This is a genomic window from Phyllobacterium sp. OV277 (assembly GCF_900104355.1).
GTDB lineage: Bacteria > Pseudomonadota > Alphaproteobacteria > Rhizobiales > Rhizobiaceae > Phyllobacterium.
In genome coordinates this window covers 857,029-876,785 of sequence record NZ_FNIY01000001.1, presented here as the reverse complement: position 1 = coordinate 876,785, position 19,757 = coordinate 857,029, and the positions used below count along the sequence as shown (strand labels likewise).

Here is a 19,757-nt window from a genome sequence, read left to right as displayed (position 1 = left end):
CGTCTGGTTGGTGGGTTGGGGCGTGGTTCGTGGTTCGTGGTTCGACAAGCTCACCATGAGGGAGAGAGGTGCTGCAATGCTAATCGCAAAGATTGCAGAACTTGGCAGCCTTCAACCTACCCCTCTCCGTCATCCTCGACACCTTAACCCTCTCCGTCATCCTCGGGCTTGACCCGAGGACCCACGACAAAGGGGAAGGAACGACTGCAATTTTCGTGCTTCTCGATCATGGGTCCTCGGGTCATCCTCGGGTTAAACCCGAGGACTGAGGATGACGGAGAAGGGTGTGGGTTGAAGGCTGCCAAGTTCTGCAATCTTTGCGATTAGCTTTTGCATCCCCCATCTCCCTCATGGTGAGCTTGTCGAACCACGCTCAGTAGGAAAAAGCCAAGCGGTTTAGCTCCGCGATCAGGCAGCCTGATCGCGTTCGGGTAAAGGTTCCAGTCCCTGACGGGCGCGGATCAGATTGGCGAACCGGCGGAACAGGTAATGCGAGTCCTGCGGGCCGGGCGATGCCTCAGGGTGATGCTGCACCGAGAAGATCGATTTGCCTGTTACACGCAGGCCGCAATTGCTGCCGTCAAACAGCGATACGTGCGTTTCTTCGACCCCATCGGGCAATGAATCTGCGTCCACGGCAAAACCATGGTTCATCGAGACGATTTCCACCTTGCCGGTTGTATCGTCGCGCACCGGATGGTTGGCGCCGTGATGGCCCTGATGCATCTTCTTGGTATCCCCACCGAGCGCCAGCGCCAGCATCTGGTGACCAAGGCAGATGCCGAAGACGGGAATGTCTGTCTTGATCAGTTCCTGAATGGCGGGAACCGCATATTTGCCCGTTGCAGCGGGATCGCCGGGGCCGTTTGACAGGAAAATACCGTCGGGCTTGTGGGCGAGAACATCATCAGCCGTTGCCGTTGCCGGAACGATCGTGACCTTGGCACCAAGCCCGGCGATGAGCCGCAGGATATTGCGCTTGATGCCGTAATCGATGGCGACCACATGGAAATCAGGCGCGGTCTGCTGGTCAAAACCTTCGTTCCACACCCATGGCTTTTCGGTCCATACCGAGCTTTGGCCTGATGTAACATCCTTGGCGAGATCAAGATCGAGAAGGCCGTGCCAGGCGGCGGCGCGTTTGGTCAGGGCAGGGATGTCGAACTTGCCTTCCGGGTCATGGGCGATAACGCCGTTGGGCATGCCCTTTTCGCGGATGAGAACGGTGAGCGCACGGGTATCGACACCGGCAAGCGCAATCACGCCGCGCGCCTTCAACCAATGGTCGAGGTGTTCGGCAGCGCGGTAGCTTGATGGTGCCGTGATGTCAGCCTTGAAAATGGCGCCGACGGCACCGGCGCGGTTGGCCGGGTGCAGGTCTTCAATGTCTTCTTTGTTGGTGCCGACATTGCCGATGTGCGGGAAGGTGAATGTGACGATCTGGCCCGCATAGGAGGGGTCGGTAAGGATTTCCTCGTAGCCTGTTAGCGCGGTGTTGAAGCAGACTTCCGCCTCGCAGGCGCCGGTTGCACCAAGGCCCTTGCCTTCGATAACCGTTCCGTCGGCCAGAACCAGAACCGCTGTCGGCTTGAATTCTGTCCAGGCTGCAGTTTTTGCCCCTGCGTCTGTGGTTGTCATGCGGCACTCCTGAATATGGGCCTGAATATGGGCCTGAATGTAGACTGGCGTCATCGTTATTGATTGGGCATTGAAAAATGCCCTTCGGTATTCCATATGACATGGCTGAACGCGGTGGTCGATTGACCTTACCACCGCAGCAACAACCCAAAATGTCTGGCTAGGTCACGGACCTTAAAGAAAACCGCGCTTCCGGTCAATTGCGACACGAAAACTCTTCGTGGATTTCGGTGCTAACCCCACCTGCCACGATGATTGATTTCGCTCGGACCCACCGGTAGTGTGCGCGGAAAAAGGAGAATACGCTATGCTGCGCGATACTATCGCCGGGGCACTGACATCAGCCGTCAAGGCACAGGACAAGCGCCGCGTTTCGACGCTGCGCCTGATCATGGCCGCTATTCAGGATCGGGATATTCTCAATCGTGGATCGGGCAAGGACCCGGTTACTTCAGATGAAATCACCGCGATTCTCGCCAAGATGATCAAGCAGCGCGAAGAATCCGCCAAGCTTTACGAGGAAGGCAACCGCCTTGAACTGGCTGAGCAGGAGCGCAGCGAGATCGAGATCATCAGCGGTTTTCTGCCCAAGCAGCTTGGCGAAGACGATATCCGTCAGGCCTGCACGCAGGTCATTGATGAAATCGGTGCAGGCGGTTTGCGCGACATGGGCAAGTGCATGAATGCGCTGAAGGAAAAATATGCAGGGCAGATGGACTTCACCAAGGCCAGTGGCATTGTGAAGGAAATCCTCCAGTGATTTCTAGGGTTTGACAGTACGCGGGTTGCCGAACCCGACAACGTCGACAGGACTGTCAAACCCTCTCAACGCATGATTGCCAAACGAGCTACCTTGTATATTGGCCTTGTCGGCAAGGTTGGCGGTCATGAGTAATTCCGCACCGACCTCTTTGGCGAGGGCTTGCAGCCGGGCAGCCCGGTTGACAGGCGAGCCGATGATCGTAAATGAGAATCGTCCAGCCGAACCAATATTGCCATGCACGACTTTTCCCAAGTCGATTCCGATACGGGCACGCAATGATGGTCTGTTGTTTCGTGACGGATCATCATTCAGCATGTCCAGCGCTTTCAGTCCTTCCAGCGCAGCGTTTACTGCCGTGGCACACAAAGCGCCCTCATTGGCAGGATCGGTGATCGGGAAAAACATCACAACACCATCGCCAACATAGCCCGACACCTGTCCACCGGCGCGCGACAGAGGTCTTGTCACCGTTTCGAAGAAAAGATTGAGATTGCTGATGAGCGATTGGGCATCCAGCATCTCCGTCATATGGGTAAACTCGACCAAATCGCAGAAAAGCACGATGGCGCTGATTTGCTCGACTTCACCCAGACCCACGCGCCCGTCGAGCATGGCAGTCGCAGCATTGCTGCCAAGATAGGTCTGGAGCAGCGTGCGGGCAGCGGCGGCGTTTAATCGGGCGCCCAACGCCAGTGCAAAAACGGGCGTCACGAGATGCAGCAGGTCGATATCAGAGGATTTAAAGCCACCGGGCTCTTGCGTGATGAAAAAGCTCATCACATCATCAAAAAAACCAATCGTGACATCAGGCTCAAGATGGTTCGCGAAGGCAATGGCGTCTGTTCCTCTGCCTTGCAGCACCGATGCAAATCTATCGCTTTCGGCGTTGAGACGGAGGACCGTTATTTCCTCTTCCAGCATATAAGGGAAAACATGGACAGAAAGGTCAGTCTTTGCGGCATTGGCCGTATGGCTGTGCCATCGCACCCGGTGCAGTTCCACTTCAGGATCAACGACATCGCACGCAATCTCAATGGTTGAGATGTTCACTCCGGCCTTTAATAAATCCGTGCCCAGAACCGCTGTAATCTCGATATCCGTCATTCCGCTAAGCGATGCTTTGACGAGATCCTGACTAATCTGCAGAAAGGACGCGGCAAGATAGTCGGTTTCGGTCGGCTTCATTTTCTCTGTCCTGTTCTACGGCGCATGCGAATTTTCATTCAGAATTGCCAGCAATCTTCCAGCAATCTTAATGCATCCAATTCCAAAAATACCACCTTCAACAGAACCCGCCGGTTTGCGTATGTTCAAATGAAAAGAGCATCGCGGTGTGCGATGCTCTTATGTTTGTACGGCAGATGCAGACGATAGGAACAAGGAGAAGCCGTTTTCAGCAGGGCACTGAAACGGTCGCTTCAAGGTTGGTGGCGCATGTCGCTCGTGCGTTCCGGTACACCATCATTGCAATTATCAGGGCGATGACACCAGCGGCGATGGAAACGCAGAAGCCGTAGCGCGCGCCATAGGCATCAATGACAAGCCCGGACACTGACGACCCCAATGCCATTCCGATGCCGATACCCGTCATCGCCCAGGTTATGCCTTCGGTGAGTTTTGACGGTGGGACAAGGCGTTCGATCAGGCCCATCGAGATAATGATGGTCGGCGATACGGCCGCACCGGCAAGAAACAATATCACTGCAAGCGCAGGGATGTTGGTGACGAAGAGCAGCGGCAGCGTAGTCAGCATTGCCAAAGTGATGGCATATAGAAATTGCGCCTGTAGAGACTGTTTAAATTTGAGCGTACCGAAGACAAGACCAACAATCAGTGAGCCAGCGGCATAGCTGGCCAGAACAATGCTGGCCGCCGCCTTTTGCCCGTGTTCTTCGGCAAAGGCGATGGCTGTCACTTCTGCGGTGCCGAAGATGGCGCCAATCGCGATCAAGGTCAGCACGATCCATTGCAGGGGGCGAAGGCGGATAACCGAAGTGCCTTTGCTTTTATCCTGGGCATGGACAGGCGGTTCCGTTGATCTTTGAGCGATGAACAGAAGTGCGCCAACTGCCAGAAACAGCGTTGCCGCCAGTGGACCGGCTTCCGGGAAAAGCGCAACGCTCAGTCCGATCGAGATGATCGGTCCCAGCATATAAATGATTTCATCGACAACTGATTCCAGCGCAAATGCGGTGTGGAGCTTGGGCGTGTCGCGATAAATCTCGGTCCAGCGCGCCCGGACCATGGCCGATATGCTTGGCATGAAACCGGCCAGTATGGCGAAAAGAAACAGCACCCAATTGGCAGCGCCATAGCGCGCCGACAACATCAGCGCTGTCAGTGCAAGAATGGTGATGATTGTAACAGGGGGAAGAACGCGCCGCTGCCCATACCGATCAATGAACCGCGAGACCTGTGGGGCAATCAGCGCATTGGAAAGGGCGAACGCAGCCGATACAGCGCCCGCCAGCCAATAGGCGCCATGGGTTTGCGAAAGCATCGTAACGATGCCGAGGGTTATCATGGCAACAGGCAGGCGCGCGATCAATCCGGATGCGGAGAAGGCGAAACTTCCGGGGGCTCTGAAAATATCCCGATAAGCATTGGTCATGGCGAACATTCCTTATAAGCGAAGACTCGCATTTACATACGTAGCGTATGTTTATTAGATAGTTGCATACGCAGCGTATGTCAATTAATATACGCTGTGTATGTAAAGGGAATTTGTATGGCTCATAAACCTCGCGCCGAAATGATTGCAGAAACGCGCGCCAAGCTGGTTGCTGCGGCAAGAGGAGCTTTTGGCACGGTGGGTTATGCCGATGCTTCCATGGATGACTTTACATCCGCTGTCGGTCTGACACGCGGTGCACTCTATCACCATTTCGGTGACAAAAAGGGACTGCTTGAAGCAGTTATTGCCGAGATCGATGCGGAGATGGATACGCGCCTGCTCGAAGTCTCCAGCAAATCGGCAAGCAAATGGCAGGGATTTGTCGATGAGTGCACTGCCTATCTGGAAATGGCGCTGGAGCCGGAAATCCAGCGCATCGTCCTGCGCGATGGCCCTTCTGTCCTTGGCGATCCGGCAATCTGGCCCAACCAGAACAAATGCATCCGCTCCATGTCGGCCAGTCTCGAGGGTCTGCATACGGATGGAATTATCAAACCGGGTGATCCCGAGGCGCTGGCACGCCTGTTGAATGGTGCTCTGCTGCATGCCGCCTCGTGGATTGCCAACTCGTCCGAACCGGAAGCCACCTCACGCCGGGCTGTCGAGGCGATCAAGGAACTGCTGAACAGTTTGCTTGCGGATGGGACACTGGGCAAGCCGGCGTAGCGCGCTGCATTGCCGATTGTGTGTGTGGTTCGTGGTTCCCCCTTCGACAAGCTCAGGGTGAGGGGAGCTTTATTCTGCAATCTTTGTGATACGGAAAGTTGGCGATTATCGTTGCCTCCTCACTCTCCCTCATGGTGAGCCTGTCGAACCACGAACCACGAACCACGAACCACGAACCGTCGGCGCTCACCCCCCTCTGCCCTGTCGGGCATCTCCCCCACAAGGGGGGAGATCACATCGACATGAAGGCCTTTGCACAACAGGAAATGTTTCAGATTGTGCAAAGGCTGTAATGACAGCTGATCTCCCCCCTTGTGGGGGAGATGTCCGACAGGACAGAGGGGGGTGATTGCATCCACCAACATTGTAGTTGGGAAATATACCTCTCTCACTACCACGCCCGCTTTTGCGTCTGGCTATTGAAAGGTGGGAAAGACGGGCGATCCAAAAGGGAAACGCAGGTGTCTTGGTATTGGTAGTTTAATCAGTGCGTTCCCCGGAGATTTTCCTGTTTTGTCAAGAAAATAACCGGATCACCCGTCCCGATGACTGGTTTTACCCTTGTGAGATAAAACCGCTTCACCTGCGGCTGGGTTCTCCCCGCAGGTGAAATCACCGATCCTTTCCTGACTTCGAAAGTTTTCCGGAGCATTCCCGCCGGAAAGGACACCATCAGAATAAGCGAGGCTGGATGGTGTTGGATAAGTTGGCACGATTTTTTTTGAAAATGGGTGGTTGCAGAACCATTGTCGCGCCCTTCGACAAGCTCAGGATGAGGGAGAGGGAGGATGCAACGCTAATCGCCGACATTTCAGATCACAGATGTTGCAGCGCAAAGGTTGCAGAATATAGCTCCGGACATCTCAATTCTCTCCGTCATCACCTCAACCCACTCCGTCATCCTCGGGCTTGACCCGAGGACCCACGACAAAGGGGGAGGAAGGAACGACTACAATTTTCGTGCTTCTCGATCATGGTCCTCGGGTCAAGCCCGAGGATGACGGAGAGGGGTAGGTTGAAGGCTGCCAAGTTCTGCAATCTCTGCGATCAGCATTGCATCCACCCAAGCCCCTCAAGGTTGTTATGTCGAACCACGGAAGCCGTGGCTCGCCCCGGTAGGGGGAGGTGTCCCCAATACAAAGCTGCATCAAGCATCATCTTACCTTCCCTACTTCGGGGGCGGGCAAGATGCTGCATGCAATACTCAATTATTCAGCGCGCGCAGGCGGGTAGTGTTGAGCAGGCCCTGTTCTTCGAGCACCGGATAGGCCATGGCGGCGAGAAGTGAGTTGATCTGCTTCAGGTCGCGGATGGTGTCCAGGTGGATCGAGCTGGTTTCCAGACTGCGCAATGTACCCTCGCGCAACCGGCTGAAATGACGCTGGCTGCTCTGCTTTTCCAGATCGCGCAAGAGATCCTTTTCCAGAACGAGCTGGTGTGCCATTTCGCTGTCACGCGAAACGAGCACGTTGAACGCCATACGTGCATTGGTCAGCACCTTGGCGTGGAAATTGCTGAGTTCGAGCCAGCCCTCATCGGTGAATTTGAGGTTGCGGTCCATCTTTTTCTGCACCAGCGCCAGCATGTTGCGCACGATGATATCGCCGACCTGTTCAAGCTTGACGCAGGCGCCAAGCAGTTCCTGAGCACGGCCAACCTCCTGCGGGGAGAGCGAGCGGGTCGTCAGCTTGGCAAGATAAAGCTTGATCGCTGCATGTTTGCGATCAACCTTGTCATCAAGCCCGGATAGTTCGTTGATGCGGGGCTGCTCGGGGTTCTCGTAGAGGCCGATAACCCGCTGCAGCATGATCTCTACGGTCTCGCAAACGCGCACCGTTTCGCGGGTAGCATTGGCAAGTGCAAGATTAGGCATATCCAGCACGCTTTCATCCAATGCGCTCATTTCCGCCTGTTCCAGCGACGGAGCCTGCGGGGCAGGGGCGTTGAGTGCGACGATGGCTTTAGTGGCTTTCAGGACAAGACCCGACAGCGGTACACCAGCCAGCAGAATGATGATGTTGAAGAGGATATGGGCGTGGATAATCTGGTCGGTTGGAGCCGAGCCGAGGAAAGCCACGGATGGTTTGAAGGTGAGATATGCGATGAGGATTATCAGCGAACCGGCGCCGCGCATCAAAAGATTGCCCATGGGCACGATACGCGCCTGCGGTGCGGCGTTACGGGTGAGCAGCGGCGCAATGAAGGATGAGCCGAGATTGACGCCGAACACCATGACCACGCCGAGTTCCGGCTCGATCAAGCCGCGCGAGGCGAAGGTGACGAGCAGCAGGATGGCAGCGATGCTGGAGTGGAACAGCCATGTCATCAGCGCGGCCAGCATGAAGGCGGTGATCGGATCGGTGTTCAGATAGCTGACAATAACCGGCAGGAGATCGCTGTTGCGCAACGGTTCTGTAGCCTGGCCGGTCATCTCAAGCGAAAGCACGAGCAGGCCGATGCCAACGAGAATGCGGCCGATCTGGCGCCAGTCACCGCGCTCGGTCGACATGAAAATGACGGTACCTGCCAGCAGACAGACAGGAACCAGCAGCGTCAGATCAAAACTGAGGATGAGGACCACAAGCGCCGAACCTACCTCGGCACCACGCACGGCCATGAGGCCGGAAATGCCGCTGACAATGCCAGAGCCCACGAAGGAACCAACGAGCAGGCTGACCGCAGTCGAACTCTGCAGGGCGATGGAAAGCATCGTTCCCCAAAGGACCGCAAGAACCGGATTGTGCAGGACGCCGCGCAGGCTTTGGCGCATGCGCTCACCATAGGCGCGCTCGACGCCGGTGCGAACCATGCGGGTCGCCCACAATAAAAGAGCCACTGCACCAGCAAGATGCAATAAAACTGTCGAACCGTTCACTTGAGCCAATCCTGACTAGGTGGAAAAATGCGGTAGACAACCAGACGAATTCTAGTTGCTAATTATTAAGATAACATATCATTCCAAAAGGGGAAAAAATATGTTCCGGCTAAGAAGAATTGTGTCGTTTTTGGCAAAGTGTAACAGTTTTATGACAGTTTTTTGACGGATTGATAGTTGTGAGCCGGCTTTCTATAAGGCGCGCTGATATGTTGATAAGGTAATCTGATATTTAAATCGGAATCAGAGTGATGAGCAGGGGATGACAGCCTTGCAGGCCTTCCACCGCCACACGATATAATGCAATATGGATTTGGTTCTGCAGACCGCTGTGCGAGCCATCAAAACAGTGCGGTTTTTAGAACCGCCAGATTGAGCGAACGAAGAACAGCATGCGATTTCCACCATCCTTTCTCGACGAGATCAGGGAGCGTGTACCGATTTCCAGTGTGATCGGCACGCGGGTGTCATTCGACCGGAAAAAAACCAACGCGCCGAAGGGTGATTTCTGGGCGTGCTGTCCGTTCCATGGCGAGAAGTCGCCGAGTTTCCATTGTGAGGATCGCAAGGGCCGCTACCACTGCTTTGGCTGCGGGGTGACGGGTGATCACTTCAAGTTCCTGACGGAGCTTGAAGGACTGAGTTTTCCAGAAGCCGTGCAACGCGTGGCTGATATGGCGGGTATTCCCATGCCGGCGCGCGATGCTGAAATGGAAATACGCGAGGCCAAGCGCGCGACGCTTTATGACGTCATGGATATGGCGACGAAATTCTTTGAGGAGCAGTTGCAGTCGGCGGCAGGTGCCAAGGCGCGGGCCTATCTGCGTGATCGCGGGCTGTCAGCGACCACACAACATGCCTATCGGCTTGGCTATTCACCTGAGAGCCGCAATGCGCTGAAGGAACATCTGGCGCTGAAAGGTGCAACGCGGGAACAGATTGAGGCTTGCGGGCTGGTGGTCTATGGCGACGACAAGCCTGTTTCCTATGACCGGTTCCGCGACCGCATCATGTTTCCGATCGAGGATTTGCGCGGGCGGGTTATTGCCTTTGGCGGCCGTGCGCTGACGCCCAATGCGCCAGCCAAATATCTGAACTCCAACGAAACCGAGCTTTTCCACAAGGGCAAGGTCCTCTTCAATGCTTTGCGTGCGCGCAGGTTTGCCCAGCCGCAGGCGGGGCAGGCGGCCAAATCAGTTATCGCCGTTGAAGGCTATATGGATGTGATCGCGCTGGCGCAGGCAGGTTTTGGCCAAGCCGTTGCACCGCTGGGTACTGCGCTGACGGAAGACCAGCTTGATCTCCTGTGGCGCATGTCGCCGGAGCCGGTCCTGTGTTTTGATGGCGATCAGGCGGGGATCAAGGCTGCTTACCGCGCCATTGATCTTGCCATGCCTGCGCTCAAACCCGGCCGGTCATTGCGCTTTGCCGTGCTGCCCGAGGGCAAGGACCCGGATGATCTGGTCAAGGCATCAGGGCCGCAGGCATTTCAGGCGGTGCTTGATGATGCGCGTCCGCTCGCCGATATGCTGTGGACACGCGAGACCAGCGGTGGTGTTTTCGACACGCCAGAACGACGGGCTGAACTGGAATCCCGGCTCAAGCAGATGACGGCGCTGATTGCCGATGAAAATGTGCGCCGCCATTATGCGCAGGATGTGCGGGAGCGTATCCAGCAGTTCTTTGGGTCAAACCAGCGCAATAACAATAACCGGCGCGACGGCGGGCAGCGCGGCAATGGCCAGAACGGTTATGGCCAGAACAGCTATGGCCAAAGGGGCAGGGGCGCAGCATCGGGACGGCTGGCGGTTTCCGACAGTCTGGCTCGTTCGGTACTGGTTAAGACAACATCAGCGGCGCCGCCTTTGCGCGAGACTGCTATATTAATGACACTGTTCAATCATCCCCGGCTGATCGAAGAGGATTTTGAAACGGTTGTGCGGCTGGAATTCAGCCACCCGGATCTGAAGCGCTTTCATTCGGCCATGCTCAATGCGCTGGCCGAGCACCATGTGGTGGACGGCGCTGAAATGCGCAAAGCCATGACCGAGGCCGGACATGGCACGCTGATCGAGGCGCTGGAAGCGCTCGCCCGTCGCGCGCGTATGTGGACGGCCACCGCAGAAGCCGCTGAAGAGGACGCGCTGGAAGCATTACGGCAGGCCGTTCACTTGCATCAGCGCGCAAGCACACTACATAAAGAGCTGAAAGTAGCTGAAACCGCGTTGGCCACCGATACAACCGACGAAAACCTGAACCGGCTGCTCGATATTCAGAACGATATCCGTAACGCGCAAGCTACGGAAGCACTGATCGAGGGCTTCGGAATACCCTCCGGACGCTCCGGAAAGGGTTTTTGACGGAATTGATTCGCTTTTTTACCCCGAATCAGTTGAGTCGGGGTTGACGTGGGTGAATAATGACGGAATCAGATTGCGCGGAATTGAAAATATTGCGTTGATGTTTGTAGGTTTGGCTGAAAAACCTGTAAATACGGCAAATATACAATGTGCTCGCCATCGGAATAACAAGGTTAATCCGGCATTAACGGGATTTCGGCTAGTCGATCATTTACTACCTTGACGCTGTAGGGGAACCGGTGCGCCACCGCACTCGTTAGTTCCCATGCATGAACAAAGCGAAACGTCGCTTGGAGACATAGAATATGGCAACGAAAGCAAAGGAAAACGAAGAAGTAGAAGTCGAGCGCGAAGGCGCGCCGGACGGACCGCTTCTCGACCTTTCCGATGACGCTGTCAAGAAGATGATCAAGCTCGCCAAGAAGCGCGGCTATGTGACGATGGACGAGCTTAATGCCGTTCTTCCGTCCGAAGAGGTCACTTCCGAACAGATTGAAGACACGATGGCTATGCTCAGTGATATGGGCATCAATGTTGTCGAGGACGACGAACAGGACGCGGACGCCGAAGAGGCTGACAATAGCGACGACGAGAGCGATGCTCGCGAACTCGCCGACGCAACCGGCACAGCCGTCGCACCAACCGTCACCAAGAAAGAACCAACCGACCGTACAGACGACCCTGTTCGCATGTATCTGCGCGAGATGGGCACCGTCGAGCTTCTGTCGCGCGAAGGCGAAATCGCCATCGCCAAGCGGATCGAGGCCGGGCGCGAGACGATGATCTCAGGGCTGTGCGAAAGCCCGTTGACCTTCCAGGCCATCATCATCTGGCGCGATGCCTTGAACGACTCGCAGATTCTTTTGCGCGAAATCATCGATCTGGAAACCACCTATGCGGGCCCCGAAGCCAAGCAGGCTCCGGTGATCGAGCGCGTCGAGGAAGAAAAGCCTGCCGCTGGCAATGACCGCTCGCGCAGCCGCCGCGACGATGATGACATTACCAATGTTGGTGGTGATACACCCGTTGAAGACGATGATGATGAGGACGATGAAGCCAATCTGTCGCTTGCCGCGATGGAAGCTGAACTGCGTCCGCAGGTCATGGAAACGCTCGACGTTATCGCCGATACCTATAAGAAGCTGCGCAAGCTGCAGGACCAGCAGGTGGAAGCCCGCCTCGCTGCCTCGGGTTCCCTGTCGCCAAGCCAGGAGCGTCGCTACAAGGAACTGAAGGATCAGCTGATCAAGGCAGTGAAGTCACTGTCGCTGAACCAGAACCGTATCGAAGCGCTGGTTGCCCAGCTTTATGACATCAACAAGCGTCTGGTCCAGAACGAAGGCCGCCTCTTGCGTCTTGCCGAATCCTATGGCGTGCGCCGCGAGGACTTCCTGAAGGAATATCAGGGCAACGAACTTGACCCGAACTGGCTGAAAGCCGTTTCCAACCTCACCACCCGTGGCTGGAAAGAGTTCACCAAGAACGAAAAAGACACGATCAAGAACCTGCGCACGGAAATCCAGAACATGGCGCAGGAAACTGCGATCTCGATTTCGGAATTCCGCCGCATCGTCAATCAGGTGCAGAAGGGCGAGCGCGAAGCAGCGCTGGCCAAGAAGGAAATGGTCGAGGCAAATCTGCGTCTCGTTATTTCCATCGCCAAGAAGTACACGAACCGCGGTCTGCAGTTCCTCGATCTCATTCAGGAAGGCAATATCGGCCTGATGAAGGCGGTCGACAAGTTCGAATATCGCCGTGGTTACAAGTTCTCGACCTATGCGACATGGTGGATTCGTCAGGCGATTACCCGTTCGATCGCCGATCAGGCGCGCACCATCCGTATTCCGGTGCATATGATCGAAACCATCAACAAGATCGTCCGCACATCGCGCCAGATGCTGCATGAAATTGGCCGTGAACCGACACCGGAAGAACTGGCTGAAAAGCTGGCCATGCCGCTTGAAAAAGTGCGCAAGGTTCTGAAGATCGCCAAGGAGCCGATTTCGCTGGAAACGCCGGTGGGTGATGAAGAAGATTCGCACCTCGGCGATTTCATCGAAGACAAGAATGCGTTGCTGCCAATCGATGCGGCCATTCAGGCGAACCTGCGCGATACGACAACCCGGGTTCTGGCTTCGCTGACCCCGCGTGAGGAACGCGTTCTGCGCATGCGTTTCGGCATTGGCATGAACACCGACCACACACTGGAAGAAGTCGGCCAGCAGTTCTCGGTTACGCGCGAGCGTATCCGCCAGATCGAAGCGAAAGCACTGCGCAAGCTCAAGCACCCGAGCCGCTCGCGCAAACTGCGCTCCTTCCTCGACAGCTAAGCGTTATATCGCCGGTTAAAATGAAAACGGGATGGGTGAAAACCCATCCCGTTTTGTGTTTGAGATGACAGTGGCAGATATGTTGGGTGTGGTTTGGTGGTTCGTGGTTCGTGGTTCGACAAGCTCACCATGAGGCCCTTCGACAGGCTCAGGATGAAGGGAGCTTTATTCTGCAAACTCTGCGATTAGCGTTGCATCCTCACTCTCCCTCATGGTGAGCTTGTCGAACCACGAACCACGAACCACGAAGCACGAACCGGCAGCTTTCACCCCCCTCTGTCCTGTCGGACATCTCCCCCACAAGGGGGGAGATCACATGGGCATGAACGCCTTTGCACAACAGGAAACGTTTCAGATTGTGCAAAGGCGGTACTGAAGGCTGATCTCCCCCCTTGTGGGGGAGATGTCCGACAGGACAGAGGGGGGTGAATGCATTCACCGACACTGCGGTCGATCAGCTTAAATCGACGGCTCGTCCGATTTCTTATCGCCTTTGTCCTTGGCCATGATCTTGTCGATATAGGCAAGGAACAGGGCGGAGAAGACGAAGGCGAGATGGATCACCGTGAACCATGTCAGCTGTTCGGTTGAGTATTTTGTCAGATTCAGGAACACCTGCAAGAGGTGGATCGACGAGATGGCGACGATGGTCGAGGCTACCTTGATCTTGAGCGATCCGGCATCAATCGTGCCAAGCCAATGGACATCATCGGCCTGATCGAAACGGCTGACGAAGTTTTCGTAACCGGAGATGATCACCATCACCACGAGGCTGGCAACCAGCGCTGCATCAATGAGCCCGAGCATTTTGAGGATTGTTTCGGTTTCATCAAGAGTAGTGACCTTCATGACGAAATCGAAGAGCTTACCGGCGAACGAGAAAGCATAAATCGCCAGCGCGATTGCCAGCCCGAGATAGAACACGACAAGCAGCCAGCGCGAGGCGAGAATGATGCTTTCGATGAAAACTTCGATACGTTTCATAAACAACTTATTCCAATTGGTTTCCTGCATGAGATAGCGATGCAGATGACGAACTCAAGACAAAACCACCTATAATCACAAAAAACCCGGACTGAAGCCCGGGTTTTTCTGTTTCAATGTCCGATCGGACTACTTGCTGGCCAGCGGCTGCACCAGCGGGGTGATGCGGCGGATGGCGACACGGCGGTTCTGCTGCTCGGGTCCATCGACCTTGATCTTCAGATAGCGTTCGCCATAGCCCTGGGTGGCCATGTTTTCAGGCGCAATGCCGAACACATTGGTCAGGGCCTGGGCAACCGATTCCGCCCGCTTGTCGGAGAGAACAAGGTTGGCTTGATCGGAACCGACGGCATCGGTGTGGCCTTCGATGAGGAAGGTTTCAGCCGGGTTCTTTTTCAGGATCTCCGCCATTGCCTTGGCCACACTGTCGAGATGCGGGATCTGATCGTCGGTGATGTCAGCGGAGCCGAACTTGAAGGTAATCGTATCCAGATCAATACGGCGCACCTTGTCACGGATACGAGCCGAGCGCTTGACTTCATCAACCGAGTAAATGCGTTCAACACGTTCCACCGGCGGACGGATGAAGAAGTCGTAGACGTCTGCTTCCGGCACCTGATCGGCATCAAGGATGTATTCGGCAACAGGGATATCAAGGACGAGCGGTGGCAGATCAAGGCCGGGATCGCGCCACTGATAGCGTTCCTCACGATCGTAATCGGGTGTGTAGCTCAGAAGGACCTCGCGTCCATCGGGCATGACGCGTGAACGCTGGATAACATCGCCATAGCGGTTGCGGATGGTGACAACCTGCACGCCATTGTCACGCACGATGGTTTCGCGTGTACGGTTGCGCGGCAGGTCCTCGTAATAGACATCCTGGGCATCGCGAGACATGCGCGGACGGTCGGAGCTTTCAACAAAGATGTTGTTGTTGACTTCGACGATGGTGCGGTTGTCGATCTTCTGGATAATCTGCACATCGGCAGGCCGCTCTTCGCGTGGTGCCTGTTTGACGCGGGTGCCTTCCTCGGTGCGGATACCCTCCACCTTGATCGGTACCAGCGCCTTCTGCACATCCGCGTCATTCTTTGGCGGCGGTGCAGGCGGGGTAGCTGGAACCTGAACGGCAGGCTGCTGGACAACCGGCTGTTGGACCGCCGGCTGTTGACCGGCAGGCTTTTCGACGGTCTGACCGCCGGTGCCCTTTACGGGCGGGGCTGGCTTCTGGCTGTCGAGAACCGGGGCGGCATTTTCCGGCAATGGCGAGGCGTCCTTTGGTCCGGGCTTTCCAGCTTCGACAGGCGTTGCGGGTTTTTCACCCGTAGGCTGACCGGCGGCAGGCTCCAGCGCTGGCTTCTGTCCTTCAACAGGCTTGGCAGGCTTTTCTCCCGCAGCAGGTTCTGTAACAGGAGATGGCTTCTCGCCCGCAGGTTTTCCGGTTGCGGGTTGTTCACCAGCAGGTTGCCCGGTTGCAGGCTTTTGGCCTTCGACCGGCTTTGCCGGCTTTTCACCCTTGGCAGGCTCTGTGGCTGGCGCGGGCTTTTCACCCTTGGCAGGCTCTGTGGCTGGCGCGGGCTTCTCACCCTTGGCAGGTTCGGTGACAGGTGCCGGTTTTTCACCAGCGGGCTGTTCCGTTGCAGGTTTCTGACCTGCGGCTGGTTTGGCCGGCTTTTCCGCAGGCTGATTGGTTGCCGGTTCTGTAGTAGGCTTTTGTGCCTCAGCAGGCTTGGCGGGCTTTTCGCCCGTAGCAGGCTCGGCAGCTGGTGCAGGCTTCTCAGTTGCTGGTTGCTCTGCCGCAGGCTTTTGTCCCTTGGGTTGCTGCGGCTTTTCAACGGCGGGCTCTTCGGCAGCTGGAGCTTCCTTTGTGGCTTTTTCCGTTGCCTTCTTCGCGTCCTCAGCGGCTTTTTGCGTTTGCTGGTCAGCGGCCTTCTGGGCGCTTTCGGCTTTCTTGCGTGCGTCAGCCTCGATAGCCTTTTGCTGTTCCGCAGCCTTGTTGGCTTCGGCTTCAGTTGCCTTCTTGGCCTGCTCGGCTTCCTGCGCAGCCGCTTTTTCGGCGGCCTTTGCAGCCTGCGCCTCTTCGGCAGCCTTCTGCTTGGCTTCGGCCTCTATGGCCTTTTGCTGTTCGGCTTTGGCGGCCTGTGCTTCTGCCGCTGCTCTCTGTTTCGCTTCGGCTTCGGCAGCTTTTGCAGCCTGCGCCTCTTCGGCGGCCTTCTGCTTGGCTTCTGCTGCGATAGCCTTCTGCTCTTCAGCAGCTTTCTGTGCTTCTTCGTGCGCCGCGCGCTTAGCCTCCTGCGCACGTTCGGCGGCCTGCGCTTCCGCAGCGTGGGCTTCTTCTTCAGCGCGTTTTCTTGCTAGCTCTTCAGCCTTTTGCTGTGCACCGGCACCAGGTGCAGCTTCCTGCGGCTGGTTCTGGGCTTCCTCGATCTGAGCGGGCGCTTGGTTCTCGACCTGCTGCGGCTTTATCACCTCTTCCGCTGTGGATTCACCCTCCGCCTGCGCCAGCAACAACGGAGCTTCGTTGGTATTGGAAGAGATGTAAGGGCGAGGGAGTGGCGATTGCTCTGCCATCGCCGAGGGCGAGGAGAACAGAATTGCTGTTGAAGCAAAAAAGAGTGCTGTGCGTTTCATTGTCATCCCTGTCTTGCGTTTCTTTCCGTTGAAACACGTCAAATGTTTGTGACCGCAGCTTGGGTCAGCTTTGTGGCAGCCAATTGACCATCGCAGTCGTCTCACCAGATTCGTTGCGGGTACACATGCGCAAATGTCATCCTGCCCGAGTCCGATTACAGGGAGATTGCACGGGTGAGCCTGTATCGCGTGTGAAGGTGCTGTTCATTTTGGGTTCATGCGGAAAATGCGCTACACTGGACGGATCGATGTTTGAGATGTATGCGAGCGCATGCCCAAAGAACCATTCTGGAAAACCAAGACGCTTGACGAGCTGAACCGCTCGGAATGGGAGAGTCTGTGCGACGGTTGCGGGCGTTGCTGTCTGCACAAGCTGGAAGATGAAGACACGGATGAAATCTATTTCACCACCGTGGCCTGCACATTGCTTGATGCGGGGACATGCCAGTGCTCGGATTATGTAGGCCGGAAGAAGAAAGTTCCCGACTGCGTTTTCCTGACACCGGAGATTGTCCGTGAAGTGCCTTGGCTGCCTGAAACCTGCGGCTATCGCCTCATTGATGAGGGCAGGGATCTTTATTGGTGGCATCCGCTGGTTTCGGGAAGCGCGGAAACCGTGCATGAAGCCGGAATTTCGGTGCGCGGCAAGGTGACCGCCTATGATCACGACCTGAAAAGGGACGAAGATTATTTCGACCACATGATGATGGCCGAATCAGAAAGTTGAGGAATTTAATTCTACTGAACGGGAGATGAATGGAACGTTGAAGCTTTGTTCAGGTGATTTGTGGAACAAACGATCACCTTCCGGATTTTAAGTCTGGATCAAAAAACAATAAAGGAGAAACGCCATGTCCCGCATTTCATTCAAGATGCTCGCTGTGACCGCCGCACTTGGCCTCGGTTCCCTCTTCGGTGCCAGCGCCGCGTCAGCTGCGCCCATCGCCCCGTCGTCTCAGATCGTTGATGTTGCCGGTTCAAATGTCATCAAGGTCGATCATCGTTATGGCCATCGCTATCATCATGGCTATCGCCCTGTTTATCGGCCTGTGCGCGCGTGCAGTGTCAATCTGGCGTTGAACAAGGCGAGCCGCATGGGCATCCGTAATCCACGGGCTATCGTGAACCGGAATGTCGTACGGGTTACCGGTTGGCGCTATGGTCATCGCACCGCCATCGTCTTTGCCCGTGCACCCGGCTGCCCGGTCATCCGTTAAACGGCTGCCTGGTCATCCGTTAAATCCAATTCGACAGACCACAACCTAAGAGGGCGAAAGTTTTATCTTTCGCCCTATTGCGCCCATAATCAGCTGCGACGCAGCTCATGTCACTTCATCCGGGGAGATATTCCATGACACCAAAATTTCTAGCCGTGGCTGTTGCCGCAACCGCAATGATGGCCGTTCCTTTCGCCGCTATGGCGGATGAAGCACCACGTCCGCACATTACGGTTACAGGGCAAGGCGAAGCCGCTGCTGCGCCTGATATGGCCGTGCTTTCACTGGTTGTATTGCAGGAAAAGCCGACCGCGCGGGAAGCTTTGACCGCTAACAACGAAACCATGGCCAAGGTGCTCGACGCCATGAAGAAAGCCGGAATCGCCGAGCGCGATCTACAGACTTCGGGCTTCAGCATTGATCCACGCTATGTCTATCCTGACAACAAGCAGGGCGAACAACCGAAAGCGCCGAAGATTGTCGGCTATGCGGTTTCCAACTCCCTGTCGGTGCGGGTGCGCGACCTCAAAAAGGTTGGCGACATTCTGGATCAATCGGTGACGCTTGGCGTCAATCAGGGCGGCAATCTGACCTTCACCAATGACAAGCCGGAGACCATCCTTGAGGAAGCCCGCAAGAAGGCCGTGGCCGACGCCATTGCCAAGGCAAAGACCTTGACGCAAGCCGCTGGTGTAGAAGTCGGCAAGATCATCGAGATCAGTGAGCAGTCTTTCCAGCCGCGCCCGTACGAAATGGCTGGACGCGCCAAGATGATGGCAGCGCCCGCATCGGATACCGTGCCGGTTGCTGCGGGTGAGAACAGCTACAATGTCACCGTCAACGTGACGTTCGAGCTGAAGAACTAAGCGTCTTCACAGCCAAATGAGAAGGGTGCCCTGCGGCACCCTTCTTTGTTTTGTGGATCAGTCCTTCTCCGCCCGCATCCAGTAAGCAATGTCTTTCCAGTCTGCGAACACCGCGCTGGCGCCTTTGTCCAGCAGGGTCTGGGCATGGGATGTGTAGGTATGGCCGCCGCCGGTATAGCCAATAGCGGTCATGCCCGCGGCAACTGCTCCTTCCACACCATATGGCGAATCCTCGATCACCACGCATGTGGATGGTTCGTATCCCATTTCTTTCGCAGCGTGCAGGAAGAGATCAGGTGCAGGCTTGCCACGCTTGACCATGGATGAAGAGTAGATCGCATCACCGAAGAACCCGGCGAGCTTGGTGGTTTCCAGACTGAAGTGAATGCGCTCCAGCGATGAGGACGAGGCAACACAGCGGGGTGTTTCCAGCGCTTCGAGCAGCGCGGTGATACCGGGCGTTGGTTGCAGGAACTGGCTGAAAACGTGTTTTGTCTCGGGCCAGAGTTCGGCTTCACCGGCCTCGGAAAGCTGGAAGCCGCTCAGCTCAGCGATTCGCTTGATGATATCGGCCTGTTTCATGCCCACGCATTGGGCAATGGTGCCTTCGGGCAGGTTCATCCCATGCCGCGCATAAACATTGTGGTAGGCGCGTTCCGCCAGCGGTTCGCTGTCGACAAGCACACCATCACAATCAAAAATTATCAGATCAAACCTGTTTTGCGGCATTTCCGTCTCTCTTTTTGCGGGCGT

Annotated in this window: 14 protein-coding genes; 7 read left to right on the top strand and 7 right to left on the bottom strand. The window is 56.0% G+C overall.

Translation table 11 applies throughout. The annotated features are described in order from the left end of the window. Positions 1-408: 408 nt before the first annotated feature. A complete protein-coding gene (gene carA, locus BLU05_RS04305; protein WP_091878508.1) occupies positions 409-1,638 on the bottom strand; it encodes a glutamine-hydrolyzing carbamoyl-phosphate synthase small subunit in 1,230 nt (409 codons plus the stop codon). Positions 1,639-1,945: 307 nt separating this feature from the next. On the opposite strand from carA, the gene BLU05_RS04300 reads away from it, so the two are divergent. Continuing rightward, positions 1,946-2,398 carry a GatB/YqeY domain-containing protein gene (locus BLU05_RS04300; protein WP_091877947.1) on the top strand — a complete coding sequence of 151 codons (453 nt, stop codon included), beginning with the start codon at positions 1,946-1,948 and terminating at the stop codon, positions 2,396-2,398. A 3-nt stretch (positions 2,399-2,401) separates the two neighbouring features. Here the strand turns inward: BLU05_RS04300 and BLU05_RS04295 are convergent, their stop codons facing one another. Both BLU05_RS04295 and BLU05_RS04290 read right to left on the bottom strand, forming a co-directional pair. Next, the gene (locus BLU05_RS04295; protein ID WP_091877946.1) at positions 2,402-3,586 is read right to left on the bottom strand and encodes an adenylate/guanylate cyclase domain-containing protein; all 1,185 of its coding nucleotides are present in this window, start codon (positions 3,584-3,586) and stop codon (positions 2,402-2,404) included. A 208-nt stretch (positions 3,587-3,794) separates the two neighbouring features. Beyond that, positions 3,795-5,012 carry an MFS transporter gene (locus BLU05_RS04290; RefSeq protein ID WP_091877945.1) on the bottom strand — a complete coding sequence of 406 codons (1,218 nt, stop codon included), beginning with the start codon at positions 5,010-5,012 and terminating at the stop codon, positions 3,795-3,797. Positions 5,013-5,129: 117 nt separating this feature from the next. Between BLU05_RS04290 and BLU05_RS04285 the strand changes: the two genes are divergently transcribed. Next, positions 5,130-5,741, top strand: coding sequence for a TetR/AcrR family transcriptional regulator (locus BLU05_RS04285; RefSeq protein ID WP_091877944.1), 612 nt, complete (start codon positions 5,130-5,132; stop codon positions 5,739-5,741). Between the two features lie 1,204 nt (positions 5,742-6,945). Here the strand turns inward: BLU05_RS04285 and BLU05_RS04275 are convergent. Then, positions 6,946-8,616, bottom strand: a complete 1,671-nt coding sequence (locus BLU05_RS04275) for a Na/Pi cotransporter family protein (RefSeq protein ID WP_091877942.1) — start codon at positions 8,614-8,616, stop codon at positions 6,946-6,948. Between the two features lie 392 nt (positions 8,617-9,008). Here BLU05_RS04275 and dnaG point away from each other — a divergent pair, with 392 nt between their 5' ends. Together dnaG and rpoD are read left to right on the top strand one after the other, a co-directional pair. Continuing rightward, positions 9,009-10,976, top strand: coding sequence for a DNA primase (dnaG, locus tag BLU05_RS04270; RefSeq protein ID WP_091877941.1), 1,968 nt, complete (start codon positions 9,009-9,011; stop codon positions 10,974-10,976). A 305-nt stretch (positions 10,977-11,281) separates the two neighbouring features. Beyond that, the gene (gene rpoD, locus BLU05_RS04265; RefSeq protein ID WP_091877940.1) at positions 11,282-13,306 is read left to right on the top strand and encodes an RNA polymerase sigma factor RpoD; all 2,025 of its coding nucleotides are present in this window, start codon (positions 11,282-11,284) and stop codon (positions 13,304-13,306) included. A gap of 459 nt (positions 13,307-13,765) precedes the next feature. Here the strand turns inward: rpoD and BLU05_RS04255 are convergent, their stop codons facing one another. Next, entirely contained in the window at positions 13,766-14,290 is a 525-nt protein-coding gene (locus BLU05_RS04255) for a TIGR00645 family protein (RefSeq protein WP_091877938.1), read from the bottom strand. A gap of 129 nt (positions 14,291-14,419) precedes the next feature. Next, the gene (locus BLU05_RS04250; protein WP_091878505.1) at positions 14,420-16,921 is read right to left on the bottom strand and encodes an OmpA family protein; all 2,502 of its coding nucleotides are present in this window, start codon (positions 16,919-16,921) and stop codon (positions 14,420-14,422) included. Between the two features lie 271 nt (positions 16,922-17,192). Here BLU05_RS04250 and BLU05_RS04245 point away from each other — a divergent pair, with 271 nt between their 5' ends. The 3 genes from BLU05_RS04245 (at position 17,193) to BLU05_RS04235 (ending at position 19,004) form a co-directional block, all read left to right on the top strand. Then, complete coding sequence (locus BLU05_RS04245) at positions 17,193-17,648, top strand: YcgN family cysteine cluster protein (protein ID WP_091877937.1); 456 nt, start codon at positions 17,193-17,195, stop codon at positions 17,646-17,648. Positions 17,649-17,772: 124 nt separating this feature from the next. Next, positions 17,773-18,138, top strand: coding sequence for a hypothetical protein (locus BLU05_RS04240; protein WP_091877936.1), 366 nt, complete (start codon positions 17,773-17,775; stop codon positions 18,136-18,138). Between the two features lie 134 nt (positions 18,139-18,272). Then, positions 18,273-19,004: an SIMPL domain-containing protein gene (locus tag BLU05_RS04235; RefSeq protein ID WP_091877935.1), complete on the top strand. Its 732-nt coding sequence runs from the start codon at positions 18,273-18,275 to the stop codon at positions 19,002-19,004. A 57-nt stretch (positions 19,005-19,061) separates the two neighbouring features. On the opposite strand, the gene BLU05_RS04230 is transcribed toward BLU05_RS04235, so the two are convergent. Beyond that, positions 19,062-19,733, bottom strand: coding sequence for an HAD family hydrolase (locus tag BLU05_RS04230; protein WP_091877934.1), 672 nt, complete (start codon positions 19,731-19,733; stop codon positions 19,062-19,064). Positions 19,734-19,757 lie beyond the last annotated feature (24 nt).

Excerpts from the sequence above, each read along its gene's own strand:
- dnaG (WP_091877941.1), top strand. The coding sequence starts at position 9,009 with ATGCGATTTCCACCATCCTTTCTCGACGAGATCAGGGAGCGTGTACCG.
- carA (WP_091878508.1), bottom strand. The coding sequence starts at position 1,638 with ATGACAACCACAGACGCAGGGGCAAAAACTGCAGCCTGGACAGAATTC.
- BLU05_RS04235 (WP_091877935.1), top strand. The coding sequence starts at position 18,273 with ATGACACCAAAATTTCTAGCCGTGGCTGTTGCCGCAACCGCAATGATG.
- BLU05_RS04240 (WP_091877936.1), top strand. The coding sequence starts at position 17,773 with ATGTCCCGCATTTCATTCAAGATGCTCGCTGTGACCGCCGCACTTGGC.
- BLU05_RS04285 (WP_091877944.1), top strand. The coding sequence starts at position 5,130 with ATGGCTCATAAACCTCGCGCCGAAATGATTGCAGAAACGCGCGCCAAG.
- BLU05_RS04250 (WP_091878505.1), bottom strand. The coding sequence starts at position 16,921 with ATGAAACGCACAGCACTCTTTTTTGCTTCAACAGCAATTCTGTTCTCC.
- BLU05_RS04255 (WP_091877938.1), bottom strand. The coding sequence starts at position 14,290 with ATGAAACGTATCGAAGTTTTCATCGAAAGCATCATTCTCGCCTCGCGC.
- rpoD (WP_091877940.1), top strand. The coding sequence starts at position 11,282 with ATGGCAACGAAAGCAAAGGAAAACGAAGAAGTAGAAGTCGAGCGCGAA.
- BLU05_RS04245 (WP_091877937.1), top strand. The coding sequence starts at position 17,193 with ATGCCCAAAGAACCATTCTGGAAAACCAAGACGCTTGACGAGCTGAAC.
- BLU05_RS04230 (WP_091877934.1), bottom strand. The coding sequence starts at position 19,733 with ATGCCGCAAAACAGGTTTGATCTGATAATTTTTGATTGTGATGGTGTG.
- BLU05_RS04290 (WP_091877945.1), bottom strand. The coding sequence starts at position 5,012 with ATGACCAATGCTTATCGGGATATTTTCAGAGCCCCCGGAAGTTTCGCC.
- BLU05_RS04295 (WP_091877946.1), bottom strand. The coding sequence starts at position 3,586 with ATGAAGCCGACCGAAACCGACTATCTTGCCGCGTCCTTTCTGCAGATT.
- BLU05_RS04300 (WP_091877947.1), top strand. The coding sequence starts at position 1,946 with ATGCTGCGCGATACTATCGCCGGGGCACTGACATCAGCCGTCAAGGCA.